This is a genomic window from Salmonella sp. NW722, assembly GCF_051702785.1.
In the GTDB taxonomy this organism is placed as follows: domain Bacteria; phylum Pseudomonadota; class Gammaproteobacteria; order Enterobacterales; family Enterobacteriaceae; genus Salmonella; species Salmonella enterica.
On sequence record NZ_JAMMIN010000010.1, the window covers coordinates 117953 to 135005 of the forward strand.

General features: G+C 52.3%; 18 protein-coding genes. 9 read left to right on the top strand and 9 right to left on the bottom strand.

Going from position 1 to position 17053, the window contains the following annotated elements:
• Positions 1–72: 72 nt before the first annotated feature.
• The 7 genes from lsrA to NA330_RS21085 all read left to right on the top strand — a co-directional run bounded on the left by lsrA (position 73) and on the right by NA330_RS21085 (position 6745).
• The gene (gene lsrA / locus NA330_RS21055; protein WP_001167248.1) at positions 73–1608 is read left to right on the top strand and encodes an autoinducer 2 ABC transporter ATP-binding protein LsrA; all 1536 of its coding nucleotides are present in this window, start codon (positions 73–75) and stop codon (positions 1606–1608) included.
• A complete protein-coding gene (gene lsrC / locus NA330_RS21060; RefSeq protein ID WP_000911133.1) occupies positions 1602–2645 on the top strand; it encodes an autoinducer 2 ABC transporter permease LsrC in 1044 nt (347 codons plus the stop codon). Before lsrA ends, lsrC begins: the two co-directional genes overlap by 7 nt.
• Entirely contained in the window at positions 2642–3643 is a 1002-nt protein-coding gene (gene lsrD / locus NA330_RS21065; protein ID WP_000981826.1) for an autoinducer 2 ABC transporter permease LsrD, read from the top strand. The genes lsrC and lsrD overlap by 4 nt, the downstream gene beginning before the upstream one ends.
• A gap of 28 nt (positions 3644–3671) precedes the next feature.
• On the top strand, positions 3672–4694 hold the full coding sequence (gene lsrB / locus NA330_RS21070; RefSeq protein WP_000090737.1) for an autoinducer 2 ABC transporter substrate-binding protein LsrB: 1023 nt from the start codon (positions 3672–3674) through the stop codon (positions 4692–4694).
• Between the two features lie 28 nt (positions 4695–4722).
• Positions 4723–5598 carry a 3-hydroxy-5-phosphonooxypentane-2,4-dione thiolase LsrF gene (lsrF, locus tag NA330_RS21075; RefSeq protein ID WP_000774150.1) on the top strand — a complete coding sequence of 292 codons (876 nt, stop codon included), beginning with the start codon at positions 4723–4725 and terminating at the stop codon, positions 5596–5598.
• Positions 5599–5680: 82 nt separating this feature from the next.
• Positions 5681–5971: a (4S)-4-hydroxy-5-phosphonooxypentane-2,3-dione isomerase gene (gene lsrG / locus NA330_RS21080; protein ID WP_001543603.1), complete on the top strand. Its 291-nt coding sequence runs from the start codon at positions 5681–5683 to the stop codon at positions 5969–5971.
• Positions 5972–5980: 9 nt separating this feature from the next.
• Entirely contained in the window at positions 5981–6745 is a 765-nt protein-coding gene (locus tag NA330_RS21085; protein WP_001088049.1) for an epimerase, read from the top strand.
• A 91-nt stretch (positions 6746–6836) separates the two neighbouring features.
• On the opposite strand, the gene tpiA is transcribed toward NA330_RS21085, so the two are convergent.
• Together tpiA and NA330_RS21095 are read right to left on the bottom strand one after the other, a co-directional pair.
• Positions 6837–7604 (bottom strand): triose-phosphate isomerase, encoded by a 768-nt coding sequence (tpiA, locus tag NA330_RS21090; protein ID WP_001216339.1) that lies wholly within the window; start codon positions 7602–7604, stop codon positions 6837–6839.
• Between the two features lie 112 nt (positions 7605–7716).
• Complete coding sequence (locus NA330_RS21095; protein ID WP_000802241.1) at positions 7717–8313, bottom strand: YiiQ family protein; 597 nt, start codon at positions 8311–8313, stop codon at positions 7717–7719.
• Between the two features lie 100 nt (positions 8314–8413).
• On the opposite strand from NA330_RS21095, the gene NA330_RS21100 reads away from it, so the two are divergent.
• Entirely contained in the window at positions 8414–8842 is a 429-nt protein-coding gene (locus tag NA330_RS21100) for a DUF805 domain-containing protein (RefSeq protein WP_000155237.1), read from the top strand.
• 106 nt (positions 8843–8948) lie between these two features.
• On the opposite strand, the gene fpr is transcribed toward NA330_RS21100, so the two are convergent.
• The 4 genes from fpr to NA330_RS21120 form a co-directional block, all read right to left on the bottom strand.
• Complete coding sequence (fpr, locus tag NA330_RS21105) at positions 8949–9695, bottom strand: ferredoxin--NADP(+) reductase (protein ID WP_000796303.1); 747 nt, start codon at positions 9693–9695, stop codon at positions 8949–8951.
• 96 nt (positions 9696–9791) lie between these two features.
• Positions 9792–10802 carry a class II fructose-bisphosphatase gene (gene glpX / locus NA330_RS21110; RefSeq protein WP_001250624.1) on the bottom strand — a complete coding sequence of 337 codons (1011 nt, stop codon included), beginning with the start codon at positions 10800–10802 and terminating at the stop codon, positions 9792–9794.
• A gap of 111 nt (positions 10803–10913) precedes the next feature.
• The gene (glpK, locus tag NA330_RS21115; protein ID WP_000136808.1) at positions 10914–12422 is read right to left on the bottom strand and encodes a glycerol kinase GlpK; all 1509 of its coding nucleotides are present in this window, start codon (positions 12420–12422) and stop codon (positions 10914–10916) included.
• A 20-nt stretch (positions 12423–12442) separates the two neighbouring features.
• Entirely contained in the window at positions 12443–13288 is an 846-nt protein-coding gene (locus tag NA330_RS21120) for an MIP/aquaporin family protein (protein WP_000084285.1), read from the bottom strand.
• A 398-nt stretch (positions 13289–13686) separates the two neighbouring features.
• Here NA330_RS21120 and zapB point away from each other — a divergent pair, with 398 nt between their 5' ends.
• Entirely contained in the window at positions 13687–13926 is a 240-nt protein-coding gene (gene zapB, locus NA330_RS21125; RefSeq protein ID WP_000051370.1) for a septal ring assembly protein ZapB, read from the top strand.
• Positions 13927–14147: 221 nt separating this feature from the next.
• Here zapB and rraA read toward each other — a convergent pair whose 3' ends face one another.
• The 3 genes from rraA to hslU all read right to left on the bottom strand — a co-directional run bounded on the left by rraA (position 14148) and on the right by hslU (position 17053).
• Positions 14148–14633: a ribonuclease E activity regulator RraA gene (rraA, locus tag NA330_RS21130; protein ID WP_000872918.1), complete on the bottom strand. Its 486-nt coding sequence runs from the start codon at positions 14631–14633 to the stop codon at positions 14148–14150.
• Between the two features lie 92 nt (positions 14634–14725).
• Complete coding sequence (gene menA, locus NA330_RS21135; RefSeq protein ID WP_000139639.1) at positions 14726–15655, bottom strand: 1,4-dihydroxy-2-naphthoate polyprenyltransferase; 930 nt, start codon at positions 15653–15655, stop codon at positions 14726–14728.
• A gap of 66 nt (positions 15656–15721) precedes the next feature.
• Complete coding sequence (hslU, locus tag NA330_RS21140; protein ID WP_001293360.1) at positions 15722–17053, bottom strand: HslU--HslV peptidase ATPase subunit; 1332 nt, start codon at positions 17051–17053, stop codon at positions 15722–15724.

Here is a 17053-nt window from a genome sequence, read left to right on the forward strand (position 1 = left end):
GTTTTGAACAATTTCTTTTTCAAAAAACATTTGTTCAGTCCCGTCAGTCAACATTGAGGGAGCGGAGGCAACATGCAAATCAGTCACAATACTGCATCCCCTCTGATTTGTGTGCAGAACATTTATAAAAGTTATTCCGGCGTCGAAGTACTAAAGGGAATTGACTTTACTCTGCATGCGGGAGAGGTGCACGCATTGCTTGGCGGCAATGGTGCGGGTAAATCAACATTAATGAAGATTATTGCCGGTATAGTCCCGCCAGATGGAGGGACTATCGATATTGCTGGTGTGCGTTGCAGTCATTTAACGCCTCTGAAGGCGCACCAGTATGGCATTTACCTGGTTCCCCAGGAGCCTCTGTTATTTCCGAGTTTATCTGTGCGGGAAAATATCTTGTTTGGCTTGCAGGGACGTCAGGCCTCCACGGAAAAAATGCAGCAGCTATTAAAGGCGATGGGATGCCAACTCGATCCGGCGAGCGCTGCGGGTACGCTTGATGTTGCAGACCGCCAGATCGTTGAAATTATGCGCGGCTTGATGCGCGACTCGCGAATCTTAATTCTTGATGAGCCCACGGCGTCGTTAACGCCAGCCGAAACTGACCGGTTATTTACGCGTCTGCAAGAGTTGCTGAAAAAGGGTGTCGGAATTGTATTTATTTCTCATAAGCTGCCAGAAATTAGACAGTTAGCTCACTGCGTTAGCGTGATGCGTGACGGTAAAATCGCATTATTCGGAAAAACGCATGACCTTTCTACCGACGAGATTATTCAAGCTATCACCCCGGCAACGCAGGGCGTCAGTCTTTCCGCGAATCAAAAGTTGTGGCTGGAATTGCCTGGCAGCCGCCCGCAGAACGAACGCGGCGCGACGGTATTAGCGCTGGAGTCACTGACGGGCGAAGGTTTTATGAATATCAACCTTGAGGTGCGGGCAGGCGAAATCCTTGGTCTGGCCGGGTTGGTCGGCGCGGGACGCACAGAACTGGCTGAAACGCTGTACGGTATTAGACCGGTCAATGCGGGGCGGATGCTGTTCAATGGTGAAGAAATTAACGCCCTGACAACCCAACAGCGGTTGCAGCTCGGCCTGGTCTATTTGCCGGAAGATCGGCAGTCATCCGGGCTGTATCTTGACGCTTCCCTGGCATGGAATGTCTGTTCGCTGACCCACAACCAAAAAGGATTTTGGATAAAGCCCCAGCGGGATAACGCCACCCTTGAACGTTACCACCGCGCGTTAAATATCAAACTCAATAATGCCGAACAGGCGGCGCGTACTTTATCCGGCGGTAACCAGCAAAAAGTATTGATTGCCAAATGCCTGGAGGCCTCTCCGCAATTACTGATTGTCGATGAACCGACCCGCGGTGTCGATGTCTCCGCCCGCAGCGATATTTATCAGTTGTTGCGCAGTATCGCGCAACAAAATGTCGCGGTGCTGTTTATTTCCTCCGATCTGGAAGAGATAGAGCAGATGGCCGATCGCGTATATGTCATGCACCAGGGGGAACTGGGGGGGCCTGCGTTATGCGGCGAGGAAATTAACGTTGATACCATCATGCACGTTGCGTTTGGCGAACATGGTGCGTCGGAGGCAACATGTTGAAATTCATCCAAAATAACCGGGAAGCGACGGCACTGCTGGCAATAGTCTGTTTATTCGTGTTTCCTGGCGCGCTGGATAGCCAGTATTTGAGCGTGCAAACGCTGACAATGGTTTTCAGTAGCGCGCAAATTTTGATGCTGTTGGCGATTGGCGCGACGATGGTAATGCTCACCCGCAATATTGATGTATCGGTGGGCTCGACGACAGGCATGTGCGCGGTATTGCTGGGAGTGATGTTAAACGCCGGCTATAGCCTGCCGGTCGCCTGCCTGGCCACACTAATATTAGGAATTGTCGCCGGATTTTTTAATGGCGTACTGGTTGCCTGGTTGAAGATACCCGCCATTGTCGCCACGCTGGGAACGCTGGGCTTGTATCGTGGGATCATGCTGCTATGGACAGGGGGGAAATGGATTGAAGGATTACCCGCAGGCTTAAAGCAACTCTCTGCTCCGGTGTTTCTGGGAATTTCCGCAATCGGCTGGTTTACCCTGGTGTTAGCGCTACTTATGGCCTGGCTCCTGGCGAAAACCGCCTTTGGCCGCAATTTTTACGCCACCGGCGATAACCTGCAGGGCGCCCGGCAATTGGGTGTCCGTACCGAGATGGTACGCATCATGGCATTTTCACTTAATGGCGGTATGGCGGCATTGGCTGGAATCGTGTTTGCCTCGCAGATTGGCTTCATTCCCAATCAAACCGGCACGGGGCTGGAAATGAAAGCCATCGCGGCCTGCGTATTGGGGGGAATTAGCCTGTTAGGCGGGTCAGGCACGGTCATCGGCGCTATTCTCGGCGCTTATTTTCTTACGCAAATCGATAGTGTGTTAGTGCTGCTGCGTATCCCCGCCTGGTGGAACGATTTTATTGCTGGCCTGGTATTGTTGGGCGTACTGGTATTCGATGGGCGACTGCGTTGCGCATTACAACGCAATCTGCGCCGCCAGAAATATGCCCGTTTTATATCACCACCCACTCCACTACAGGCGGAAGCAAAAACGCACGCACAACAGAATAAAAACAAAGAGGTGGCATGATGAATCCATGGCGACGCTATAGCTGGGAAATTGCGCTGGCAGCCTTATTGATCTTTGAAATTCTGGCTTTCGGTCTGATTAATCCACGTTTATTAGATATTAATGTCTTACTTTTTAGCACTAGCGATTTTATTTGTATCGGTATTGTCGCTTTGCCGCTAACAATGGTTATTGTCAGCGGTGGCATGGATATTTCATTTGGTTCTACAATCGGGCTATGCGCGATTACCCTGGGTGTGCTGTTTCAGCTCGGTATGCCGCTACCTTTAGCGATTATTATTACCCTACTACTCGGCGCAATATGTGGGCTGATAAATGCCGGACTTATTATTTATACCGGCGTAAACCCGTTGGTGATTACTCTGGGAACCATGTATTTATTTGGTGGTAGCGCATTATTGTTATCTGGTATGGCTGGCGCCACGGGTTATGAAGGTATTGGTGGATTTCCCACAGCGTTCACTGACTTTGCCAATATTTCATTTCTTGGTATTCCCATGCCGCTTATTTTTTTTCTTGTGTGCTGTCTGTTTTTCTGGCTGCTCATGCATCGCACGCATATGGGACGCAACGTTTTCCTGATTGGCCAGAGCGCCCGTGTCGCGCAGTACAGCGCGATCCCGGTGAATCGCACGTTGTATACCGTGTATGCCATGACCGGATGCGCCTCCGCGATCGCCGCCGTATTACTGGTTTCTTACTTTGGCTCCGCACGTTCGGATCTGGGCGCCTCTTTCCTGATGCCGGCCATTACGGCGGTTGTGCTGGGAGGCGCCAATATTTATGGCGGCTCCGGGTCGATTATGGGGTCCGCGTTGGCGGCGCTGCTGGTGGGATTTTTACAGCAGGGGCTACAGATGGCCGGAGTGCCGAATCAAATTTCCAGCGCATTGTCCGGTGCGCTTCTCATTGTTGTTGTCGTTGGTCGTTCCGTCAGTTTGCATCGTCACCAAATCCTTGAATGGTACTCACGCCGTCGCAATGCGCATCAGGCATGATTTCCTTTTGAAATTTATGGAGAAAAAAATGGCAAGACACAGCATTAAAATGATCGCCTTACTCACTGCGTTTGGTCTGGCATCTGCGGCAATGACCGTGCAGGCGGCAGAGCGGATTGCTTTTATTCCCAAACTGGTTGGCGTGGGCTTTTTTACCAGCGGCGGCAATGGCGCGCAGGAAGCGGGAAAAGCGCTGGGCATTGACGTAACTTACGATGGCCCTACAGAGCCCAGCGTCTCAGGCCAGGTTCAACTGGTGAATAACTTTGTCAATCAGGGGTATGACGCCATTATCGTTTCTGCCGTTTCGCCTGATGGCCTGTGCCCGGCGTTGAAGCGGGCAATGCAAAGAGGCGTGAAAATATTAACCTGGGATTCCGATACCAAGCCGGAGTGCCGTTCTTACTATATCAATCAAGGGACGCCAAAACAGCTCGGCAGCATGCTGGTAGAGATGGCCGCTCATCAGGTGGACAAAGAGAAAGCGAAAGTCGCTTTCTTCTATTCCAGCCCAACGGTGACCGACCAGAACCAGTGGGTGAAAGAAGCTAAAGCCAAAATTAGCCAGGAACATCCGGGGTGGGAGATAGTCACTACCCAGTTTGGCTATAACGATGCCACGAAATCGCTCCAGACGGCGGAAGGTATCATCAAAGCGTATCCCGATCTGGATGCCATCATCGCGCCTGACGCTAACGCTTTACCTGCTGCGGCACAGGCGGCGGAGAACCTTAAACGCAATAATCTCGCGATTGTTGGTTTTAGTACGCCGAATGTAATGCGCCCTTATGTTCAGCGCGGCACTGTTAAAGAGTTTGGCCTGTGGGATGTCGTCCAACAGGGAAAAATTTCCGTATATGTCGCCAACGCGTTGCTGAAAAATATGCCAATGAATGTCGGTGATTCACTGGATATTCCCGGCATCGGCAAAGTCACCGTTTCACCTAATAGTGAGCAGGGATATCACTATGAGGCAAAAGGTAACGGCATTGTGTTATTGCCGGAGCGTGTCATTTTCAACAAAGACAATATCGACAAATATGATTTCTGATAACTGTTATGTATCGACGGAGTAAAGAATGGCTGATTTAGATGATATTAAAGATGGCAAAGATTTTCACACCGATAAACCACAAACTAACACTTTGTTCGCATTAAAAGGCTGTGGCGCGCTGGATTGGGGAATGCAGTCCAGACTGGCGAGGATTTTTAATCCCAGGACCAGAAAAACGGTCATGCTGGCCTTTGACCATGGATATTTCCAGGGGCCGACAACCGGACTTGAGCGTATTGATATCAATATTGCGCCGCTCTTTGAATATGCTGATGTCTTAATGTGTACTCGCGGCATATTACGCAGTGTGGTACCTCCGGCAATCAATAAACCAGTCGTTTTACGCGCGTCCGGGGCGAATTCTATTCTCACTGAATTAAGCAATGAGGCGGTTGCGGTGGCGATGGATGACGCTGTGCGGTTGAATAGCTGTGCTGCTGCCGCACAGGTTTATATTGGTAGTGAGCATGAACATCAGTCGATTAAAAATATTATTCAACTGATTGATGCCGGGTTACGCGTCGGGATGCCAATAATGGCAGTGACCGGAGTGGGTAAAGATATGGCTCGCGACCAGCGTTATTTTTCACTGGCAACGCGTATCGCTGCGGAAATGGGGGCGCAAATTATCAAAACGTATTATGTCGATAAAGGTTTTGAGCGTATTGCGGCAGGTTGTCCGGTGCCGATTGTCATCGCCGGCGGTAAAAAACTGCCTGAACGTGAAGCATTGGAAATGTGCTATCAGGCGATTGACCAGGGGGCTTCTGGCGTAGATATGGGGCGTAATATATTCCAGTCAGAAGATCCGGTAGCCATGATTAAAGCGGTACATGCTGTCGTTCATCATAACGAAACAGCAGAGCGTGCTTATGAGCTGTTTTTGAGTGAGAAAGGTTAAATGAGATCGCTTCCCCATCTTTTACCGATGCGAGGAGATGGGGATGACTGTTATTTTATTTGGAATAATCAGGGGGTTAATGATGCACGTTACGCTGGTTGAAATTAACGTTCATGATGACAAGGTTGAACAATTTATCGATGTTTTTCGGCAGAATCATCTGGGCTCAATTAAAGAGCCGGGTAACTTGCGTTTTGATGTTCTGCAGGATCCGCAGGTGCCTACGCGATTTTATATTTATGAAGCCTACGTTGATGAACAGGCCGTCGCTTTTCACAAGACAACGCCACACTATAAAACTTGCGTGGAGCAGCTTGAACCGTTGATGACCGGTCCGCGGACAAAAAAAGTTTTTATGGGTTTGATGCCTTAAGGAGCGCTCATGAACAGCCAGTTTGCCGGATTAACGCGCGAAGCATGTGTGGCATTGTTAGCGTCATATCCGCTTAGTGTGGGTATTCTGGCAGGGCAGTGGATTGCGTTGCATCGCTATCTGCAACAGTTGGAAGCGCTAAACCAGCCGCTGTTGCATTTGGATTTGATGGATGGTCAATTTTGCCCGCAGTTTACCGTTGGGCCATGGGCAGTTGGGCAACTGCCGCAAACTTTTATCAAAGATGTTCATTTGATGGTAGCGGATCAATGGACGGCGGCGCAAGCCTGCGTGAAGGCGGGCGCACACTGCATCACGCTTCAGGCTGAAGGCGATATTCATCTGCATCATACGCTAAGCTGGCTTGGTCAGCAGACCGTGCCCGTTATCGGCGGTGAAATGCCGGTGATCCGGGGGATTAGTTTATGCCCGGCAACGCCACTGGATGTCATTATCCCTATTCTGAGCGACGTTGAGGTTATTCAACTACTAGCAGTGAACCCTGGATACGGCAGTAAAATGCGCTCCAGTGATTTGCACGAGCGCGTGGCGCAGCTTCTCTGTCTACTTGGTGATAAACGCGAAGGTAAAATTATCGTTATTGATGGGTCGTTAACGCAGGATCAGTTGCCTTCGCTGATTGCACAGGGCATCGATCGTGTTGTTTCTGGTAGTGCGTTATTTCGTGATGATCGGCTGGTTGAGAATACGCGGAGCTGGAGGGCGATGTTTAAGGTTGCCGGGGATACTACTTTCTTACCCTCCACAGCATAAATGCCGGATGGCGGCTTTACCTTATCAGGCCTACATAAGCACTCGGCTGGTAGGCCTGATAAGCGCAGCGCCATCAGACATTGATTGGCAATTAAGCCTGTTTAGCAGCTTCTGCTGCTTTCACGATCACGGCGAAGGCGTCAGCTTTCAGAGAAGCGCCGCCTACCAGCGCGCCGTCGATGTCCGGCTGCGCGAACAGTTCGGCTGCGTTAGAGGCATTAACAGAACCGCCGTACTGGATAATAACCTGTTCAGCGATTTTCGCGTCAGCTTTAGCAATGTGGTCACGGATGAATTTGTGCACTGCCTGCGCCTGCGCAGGAGTTGCAGATTTACCGGTACCGATCGCCCATACGGGTTCGTAAGCGATAACCGCGCCTTCAAAGGCTGCCGCGCCCTGCGTTTTCAGTACCGCGTCGATTTGGCGTGCGCACACTTCTTCTGTTTTGCCCGCTTCGTTTTCCGCTTCGGTTTCACCGATGCACAGTACTGGCGTCAGACCTTGTTCTTTCAGTACGGCGAATTTTTTGGCGATCAGCTCGTCAGATTCTTTGTGATAAGTACGACGCTCGGAGTGGCCGATAATAATGTACTGCGCGCCGATATCCTTCAGCATTTCAGCCGAAGTTTCACCGGTGAATGCGCCAGACAGATTCAGATCAACGTTCTGCGCGCCCAGCATAATGTGGCTACCGGCAGCAGCGCGTTTCGCCAGATCGATATACATTTCCGGCGGAGCGATTGCCACGTCGCAGCCTGCTACGCCCGTCAGTTCTTTACGCAGGTTAGCCACCAGTTCGTTTACCATGTGGCGGCTGCCGTTCAGTTTCCAGTTACCCATCACTAAAGGATGTCGCATTTCATTTCTCCACGCTTAGTCAGCGAATTAAGGAAGATGGCCGCTCGTCAGAGCAGCATGGTCTGTGAAACAGTATAGAGATTCATCCCCGGAAAGGCTTTGCTTTTTGTCATCAATTCGCCCCTTCCAGATTTTCAGATAACGCCAGCTTAATCGGTTCAACCGCGAAGGTCAGCCCCTTTTCGCCGTTATCTGCGACAACATAACGTACCGCGCCTTCGGTCTCGGCGTAATAGTGTTTACCTTTACCGGCGATAAGCATCTTTTGCAGTTTTTTCTGGCTTTGCTCTTTTGTCAGTAACGGGGCGACAGTGCGAATAATGGCGGCCATATATTCCAGCGCTTTCGCTTTCGCCGCTTTCTGTTCCGGCCCCTGAATGGGCAGCCAGGTAATCTGCATACTTTTCACTTTGAGCGTACCGCGCTCCAGCGCCGTGGAGGCATACAGATTTTCGTTAATCTTACTGGCGGCGCGGGTCAGATTCGCCTTATCGCGGCTATTCTCAATGGCGCGAAATTCATTGAGCGGCAGATCGGGATTCTGGCGGTTAAAGTTCTCACGAAACTGGCTAATAGAAAGATCAAAGGTTGGCGAGCCCGCCAGCAAATAGGGCGCTGTCGTGGTCGATGAAGAGAGCTGCGCGTGCGCCGTTATGCTGGCGGTGAGAGCAGAAAACAACAGTAAAAACAGAGTACATCCTGGCTTCATCAATCTTACCTTTCGTTAGGACTGCTCACGATTAAAACGATAACTGTCGGGCTTGTCAAAAGGGTAAACTGTAGCGGAAGGCAAAATATAAGGAACTTACATGACCATACAGCAATGGTTATTCTCATTTAAAGGGCGTATCGGACGCCGTGATTTCTGGATTTGGATCGGCCTCTGGTTTGCCGGGATGCTGGCGCTATTTTCGCTGGCGGGGAAAAACCTGCTTGATATCCAAACGGCGGCATTTTGCCTGGTGTGCCTGCTGTGGCCGACCGCCGCCGTCATGGTCAAACGTCTGCATGACCGGGGGCGATCCGGCGCGTGGGCGTTGCTGATGATTCTGGCGTGGATGCTGCTGGCCGGAAACTGGGTGATGCTGCCGGGGATGTGGCAGTGGGTCGTCGGGCGATTTATTCCGACGCTGATCCTGGTGATGATGCTTATCGATCTGGGCGCGTTTGTCGGTGTTCAGGGGGAAAATAAGTTTGGGAAAGCGACACAGGACGTGAAGTTTAAAGCAGAACCGTAAACGGGCGGTAAACCGTAATTTGCCCGGTGGCGCTGACGCTTACCGGGCCTACAGATTGGTGATGATTTGCAGGCCGGATAAGCCCCAGCCGCCATTCGGTAAAACATCACCAGTAATGTTCAGCCGTCATATGCCCCGGTCGGCGGCGCAGATGTTTAGTCATCTGTCGGGTCTCTTTCAGCAGTTGCTGCGTATCGCGCACCATCTGCGGGTTCCCGCACAGCATGACGTGGCTGGTCTCTTTATCCATCGGCAATCCAACGGCTTTTTCCAGCTCGCCGTTTTCAATGAGCGCAGGCACGCGCCCGGTAAGCGAGCCTGGCACGCTCTCCCGGCTGACCACCGTTTGGATGCGCAGCTTGCCTTCATAACGCTGTTGTAGTTCCAGCATTAGCGGCAGATAGCTTAAATCGGCGGCGAAGCGTGCGGCGTGGACCAAGACCAGATTTTTAAAGCGCGCGACATCCTGGCCATATTGCAGAATAGACAAATACGGGCCAATAGCGGTTCCGGTTGCCAGCATCCATAGCGTCTCGCAGTCAGGCACTTCATCCAGTACAAAGAAACCCGACGCGTCGCTGACCACTTGCACCTCATCGCCAGGTTTTAGCGCCGCCAGCCGCGGGCTGAGCTTTCCTTGCGGCACCGTCACCAGATAAAACTCTAAATTCGGATTGTCAGGCGCATTGACATAGGAATACGCGCGCTGAACGCGCTCGCCATCGATCTCCAGTCCGAGTTTGGTAAATTGGCCTGCAGTAAAAGGATTAATGGGGGCGTGAACGGTCAGGCTGAACAGTGCGTCAGTCCAGTTTTGCACCTTAGTGACTTTACCTGTTACCCAATCGGCCATGGTTTTCTCCTGTTCTGAATCGCTAACCTTATCTTCGTTCGTCAGGAGAAAGATTTCCAGCCCCGCGAGGCTGGAAGGCTCTAACTAACAAATGCGCTAGAGGATATGCGCCTGTACATCCGGATCTTTACGATCAAGATAGTGGATCGACTGAATGCGGCGGATGGTGCGTGATTTGCCGCGGATCAGCAGCGTTTCCGTCGTGGCAATATGGCCTTTCCGGCTAATTCCTTCCAGCAGATCGCCTTTCGTGATGCCGGTCGCGGAGAAAATAACGTTATCGCTACGCGCCATGTCGCCCAGGCATAACGCCTTGCCCGCTTCAATGCCCATTGCTTTGCAGCGCGCCAGTTCCTGTTCGCCAATGCGGCGGTTTTCTTCGCTGTCGCCTTTCACGTCATGGCGCGCCAGCAGACGCCCCTGCATATCGCCGTCCAGCGCGCGGATCACCGCTGCGGATACCACGCCTTCTGGTGCGCCGCCAATCCCGTACAGCACGTCGACTTCACTATCCGGCATACAGGTCAGAATTGAGGCCGCGACGTCGCCGTCAGGAATGGCAAACACGCGTACGCCCAGTTTAGCCATCTCTGCGATAACCTCGTCATGACGCGGTTTTGCCAGAATGGTCACGGTCAGATCGCCAAGCGGTTTACCCAGCGCATCCGCGATGTTGCGCAGGTTATCCGCCAGCGGCAGATTGAGATCGATCGCCCCTTTGGCGCCCGGACCGACAATCAGTTTTTCCATATACATATCGGGCGCATTCAGGAAGCAGCCTTTATCGCCGACCGCCAGCACCGCCAGCGCGTTCGCCTGACCCATCGCCGTCATGCGCGTACCCTCAATCGGATCGACGGCGATATCTACCGCATCGCCGTGGCCGGTACCGACTTTCTCGCCGATATAGAGCATCGGGGCCTCGTCGATTTCGCCTTCGCCAATCACGATGGTGCCGTCAATGTTGACCTGGTTGAGCATGATACGCATGGCGTTGACTGCCGCGCCGTCCGCGGTATTTTTATCGCCGCGTCCCAGCCATTTGTAGCCAGCCAGCGCCGCCGCTTCGGTCACACGGGAAAATTCGATGGCAAGTTCTCGTCTCATAACAAACTCGTAGCAAAAAGGAGTGGCGCGCAGTGTAGCACAGGGGAAGGAGGGAATAATTGATGTGTGTGCGGAGTTGCCCCCGCACAAAGATTTTGCCGGATGGCGACCTTACTTGTCGTGATCTTCCCACGCCATTGCGCGTTTAACCGCTTTCTTCCAGCCGCTGTAACGGTAGTTACGCTCGGTGGTTTCAATGCCGGGGCGGAATTCTCGCTCAATGACGGCTTTTTCCTGCAGCTCGTCCAGGTTCTGCCAGTAACCGACGGCCAGACCAGCCAAATAGGCGGCGCCCAGCGCGGTCACTTCGCGCACTTCCGGGCGTTCCACCCGCGTGCCGAGAATATCTGACTGGAACTGCATCAGGAAGTTGTTGGCCACTGCGCCGCCGTCCACACGCAGAGCGTGCAGGCGGATACCGGAGTCGGCCTGCATCGCTTCCAGTACGTCGCGGGTCTGGTAAGCGATAGATTCGAGCGTCGCGCGGATAATGTGATTAGAGTTCACGCCGCGGGTCAGGCCAAAAATGGCGCCGCGGGCATACGGATCCCAGTACGGCGCGCCCAGACCGGTGAAGGCCGGAACCACGTAGACACCGTTGGTATCTTTCACTTTCGTGGCGAAATATTCGGAGTCGAACGCGTCGCTGATGAGCTTCATTTCATCACGCAGCCATTGAATGGACGCTCCCGCCATAAACACCGCACCTTCCAGCGCATAGTTGACTTCGCCGCTTGGGCCGCAGGCGATGGTGGTCAGCAGGCCGTTTTCCGATTTTACCGCTTTCTCGCCGGTGTTCATCAGCATAAAGCAGCCGGTGCCGTAGGTGTTCTTTGCCATTCCTTCCTTTACGCACAGTTGGCCGAAGAGCGCGGCCTGCTGATCCCCGGCAATCCCGGCGATAGGAATACGTGTACCGCCTTTACCGCCAATATTGGTCTGGCCATAGACTTCGGAGGACTTACGTACCTGGGGCAGCATCGCGCGTGGGATATCCAGCACGTCCAGCATTTTATCGTCCCAGTCCAAATCATGGATGTTGAACAGCATGGTTCGTGAGGCGTTGGTGTAATCCGTAACGTGGACGCGGCCCTGCGTCATCTTCCAGATAAGCCAGGTATCCACCGTACCGAACAGCAGCTCGCCACGCTTCGCGCGTTCGCGCGAACCTTCCACATGGTCAAGGATCCATTTCACTTTAGTGCCAGAGAAGTACGGATCGACGACCAGACCGGTATTGTCGCGGATGTAATCTTCCAGACCGTCGCGTTTAAGCTGTTCGCAAATATCGGCGGTACGACGGCACTGCCAGACAATAGCGTTGTATATCGGTTTGCCGGTTTCACGTTCCCAGACGATCGCGGTTTCACGTTGGTTGGTGATACCGATAGCGGCAATCTGATCGGAACTGATATCGGCCTTAGCCAGCACTTCTACCAGCGTTGAGCTTTGGGACGCCCAAATTTCCATCGGGTCGTGTTCTACCCAGCCTGGCTTAGGATAAATTTGCTCAAATTCACGCTGTGATACGCTGACGATATTCGCGTCATGATCCATAACGACCGCGCGGGAGCTGGTGGTACCCTGGTCGAGCGCAACGATATATTTTTTTTCAGTCATAATTTTGTCCCGTAATCAGATTACAGCGAAGCATTTTGTTGTGTGGTCGCGGTGGAGTCCTTCTCTTCCACGACGCAGGTATCGCACGGCAAATGACGGCCAATAAATTTGCGATAAGCAAACGCGCCCAGAATGGCGCCGACGATGGGGCCAAACAGCGGCACCAGGAAGTAAGGAATGTCTCTACCGCCGGTAAACGCAATTTCACCCCAGCCGGCAAGCCCGGCGAACATTTTGGGGCCAAAGTCACGCGCCGGATTCATCGCAAACCCGGTCAACGGCCCCATAGAGGCACCGATAACGGCGATCAGTAAACCAATGAGCAGTGGCGCAAGCGGACCGCGAGGTACGCCGTTACCGTCGTCGGTCAGCGCCAGAATCAGCCCCATCAGAATAGCGGTAATCACCATTTCAACCGCGAAGGCCTGCACAAAATTGATATGAGGATTCGGGTAAGTTGAGAAAATGCCTGCGAGATCGAGACTTTCAACGCTGCCACGGACGATATGGTGGGTTTGTTCGAAGTCCACAAAAAGATTGTAATAAAGCCCGTAAACTAACGCCGCTGCGCAAAAGGCGCCGGCAACTTGAGAAATAATAAAAGGAACAACTTTACGTTTGTCGAAACAGGCAAATAGCCAGAGTGCGATGGTCACTGCCGGGTTCAGGTGTGCGCCAGAAACACCTGCCGTCAGGTAGATAGCCATCGCTACTCCCAGACCCCAGATGACGCTGATTTCCCACTGTCCAAAAGTAGCTCCGGCAACTTTAAGCGCAGCGACACAACCCACACCGAAAAAAATCAACAACCCGGTACCGAGGAATTCAGCAATGCACTGGCCTTTTAAGGTTGATGTTTGACTCATAATCGGATCCTGAAGAGTATGTAATGATTATTGGTATGCGAGGAGGTCATGGACATCCACGATGCCCTGTAGGCACACTGTTAATTTATCGTTAACGAGCAAAAACGAGAAATATCGAAATCAAAATGTGTGTACTGCGTCAATAAAATGAGCGTTATCGCGCCATGAGGCGCATTTTGAGACAGCAGAAGAGAGTGAATTGAATCATTTCATTAACCAATATGTTAACACTTTTAAGTTATTGAATGAATGTTACCAGGAGATGGATGAAAATTGCTGCAAACCGCGATCTACGCGGTATGTCGCTGGACAGCGAGAGCGGGGCTTCATACAATCGACACTATATATTGTGCGCGTTTACGTGAAGCGTCGCCTTGCAATTCAGGAGAGGTAAGATCATGTCTTTAGAAGTGTTTGAGAAACTGGAAGCAAAAGTACAGCAGGCGATTGACACCATCACCCTGTTACAGATGGAAATTGAAGAGCTGAAAGAAAAGAACAACAGCCTGACGCAGGAAGTGCAGTCTGCACAGCATCAACGTGAAGAACTCGAGCGTGAAAATAATTCTCTGAAGGAACAGCAGAGCGGCTGGCAGGAACGTTTGCAGGCGCTGCTTGGTCGTATGGAAGAAGTCTAATCCTCGTCATATTTCACGTTATGGCGGCGTTGGCTGCGTGCGTTCACCCCAGTCACATAGTGGCCTATGCTCCTGGGGATTCACTTACTTGCCGCCTTGCCCTGACGCGAAATCTATAGAGGATTTAGAATGCGGATACCGGTGGGCCGGATAAGGCGTAAGCCGACATCCGGCAATCAGCGACAACGCATAAAAAAGGCGCCTTACGGCGCCTTTTTTGATCACTCGATATCAAGTGGGTCTTCGGAAAGGATAATCCCGGTGTTGTCGGCATAGAGATGATCGCCGGAGAAGAACGTCACGCCGCCGAAATTGACGCGCACATCGCTTTCCCCAATGCCTTCACCTGCGGCGCCAACCGGAATGGCGGCGATCGCCTGAATGCCGATATCCAGCTCTTCCAGATCGTCCACCTGACGCACCGCGCCATAGATAACCAGCCCTTCCCATTCATTTTGCGTGGCCAGACGCGCCAGCTCCGCATCGACTAATGCACGGCGGACAGAACCGCCGCCATCGACCAGCAGAACCCGACCACGGCCATTTTGTTCGAGCAGATCGTACAGCAACCCGTTGTCCTCGAAACATTTTACCGTGATGATTTGTCCGCCAAACGACGACCGCCCTCCAAAATTAGAGAACAGCGGTTCCACGACGTTGACATCTTCCTGATAGATGTCACAAAGCTCGGAAGTATCGTATTTCATAGGCTTAACGTTCAGTTGCTGCGAGAATTTTTAGTATATCGCGCTAAGTATACTGTTGGCAAAATCATCAATTGTTAATTGATATTTGTCAGTTAAACGGCCCACTGACTTAAGAGTATCCCAATCACAAATAACAGGTTGGTTAACAACGCGCCTTTAACGGTACGTTCAAGCATCGGGCGCATTGCCGCAGGCTCCCTTTCGCGCATTACGTAGCGCGCTTGTTTAATGAGCAAGGGCGCGGCCAGAATAAACAACCATCCCCACGGACTGTGTAGCGAGAGCAGATTAAACAGCGCCAGACAGAGCAGCGCGCCTAGCAACAGGCAGGCGTGATAACGACGCGCGTTGACATCGCCGAGTCGTACCACAAGGGTGTTTTTGCCGTTCTCTCTGTCGCTATTAATATCGCGCAGGTTATTAATATTCAGCACCGCCGTCGCCAGTAAACCGCAGGCGGTGGCCGGGAGAATTAGCGCCGGAATCAACGTATGCGCCTGGAGATACCAGCTCCCCATGACACTTAGCCAGCCAAAGAATACCAGGACAGAGATATCACCCAGCCCGATATAGCCGTAGGGCCGATTACCCACGGTGTAGGTGATGGCGGCGATAATCGACAGTCCGCCCAAAATCAGGAAGCCGACAAAATCGGTTAACGTATGGCACGCGACCGCCACCAGCGCCAGTCCGGAGATACAGATCAGCACGACGGTAATGATTAACGCCCGCTTCATCTCCTGCCGGGTGATGACGCCTTTTTGCATCCCCCGCAGCGGCCCGATGCGATCCGGTTTATCACTGCCTTTGACAGCGTCGCCGTAATCGTTGGCGAGGTTGGATAAAATTTGCAGCAGCCCGGCGGTGATAAGGGCCAGCAGTGCGACCAGAGGATCGAAATAGCCTTGCCACCATGCCAGGGCCGTACCGACGATAATCGCCGCGAAGGCGAGGGGCAAGGTTTTGGGTCGTAAGCTTTCCAGCCAGGCCTGGGTGCGGCTAATTTGTTGTTGTTCAGTCATATTTAGCGCCAATAAAAATGGGGCTTTTCAGCCCCATCAACAGTGATGAAAATGCATTGGACGCGATTATAAGATAAAACGGCTTAGATCTTCATCTGCGACCAGCGCATCCAGATGTTTGCTCACATATTCCGCATCAATTGTGATGTTTTGGCCGTGCAGATCGCTGGCGTTATAGGAAATCTCTTCCATCAGACGCTCCAGTACGGTATGCAGACGGCGCGCGCCGATGTTTTCGGTGGTTTCGTTAACCTGCCAGGCGGCTTCGGCAATACGTTTAATACCGGAATCGGTGAACTCGATATTGACGCCTTCAGTTGCCATCAGCGCTTTATACTGCACGGTGACGGAGGCGTTTGGCTCGGTCAAAATGCGTTCGAAATCGCTGGTGGTCAGCGCCTGAAGTTCAACGCGAATCGGCAGGCGGCCCTGCAGTTCCGGGATCAGATCAGACGGCTTCGCCACCTGGAACGCGCCAGAGGCGATAAACAGAATATGATCCGTTTTGACCATCCCGTGTTTGGTCGAAACCGTGCAGCCTTCTACCAGCGGCAGTAAGTCGCGCTGTACGCCTTCGCGTGAAACATCCGGGCCGGAGGTTTCGCCACGCTTACAAATTTTGTCAATTTCATCGATAAACACGATGCCGTGCTGTTCAACCGCGTCGATAGCGTCCTGTTTCAGCTCTTCCGGGTTGACCAGCTTAGCAGCTTCTTCTTCAACCAACAGTTTCATCGCGTCTTTAATTTTCAGCTTACGCGGTTTCTGTTTCTGGCCGCCCAGGTTCTGGAACATAGACTGCAACTGGCTAGTCATCTCTTCCATGCCCGGAGGCGCCATAATCTCTACGCCCATCGGCGCGGCGGCGAGGTTAATCTCGATCTCTTTATCGTCGAGCTGGCCTTCGCGCAGTTTTTTGCGGAACGTTTGACGGGCGGCAGAAGGCTCCTGCTGCTGTTCGGCCTGGCCCCAGTTATTTTTTGCGGGTGGGATCAGTACGTCGAGAATACGCTCTTCCGCCAATTCCTCCGCACGATAGCGGTTTTTCTCGATAGCCTGTACGCGAACCATTTTCACAGCGGCATCGGTCAGATCGCGGATGATAGAGTCCACTTCTTTCCCGACGTAGCCCACTTCGGTGAATTTGGTGGCTTCGACTTTAATGAACGGCGCGTTGGCGAGTTTCGCCAGACGACGGGCGATTTCGGTTTTACCGACGCCGGTTGGGCCAATCATCAGAATATTTTTCGGCGTTACTTCGTGGCGCAGCTCTTCATCAAGCTGCATACGACGCCAGCGGTTACGCAATGCAATCGCCACGGAACGCTTTGCGTTATCCTGGCCGATAATGTGTTTGTTCAGTTCGCTGACAATTTCGCGTGGGGTCATTTCAGACAT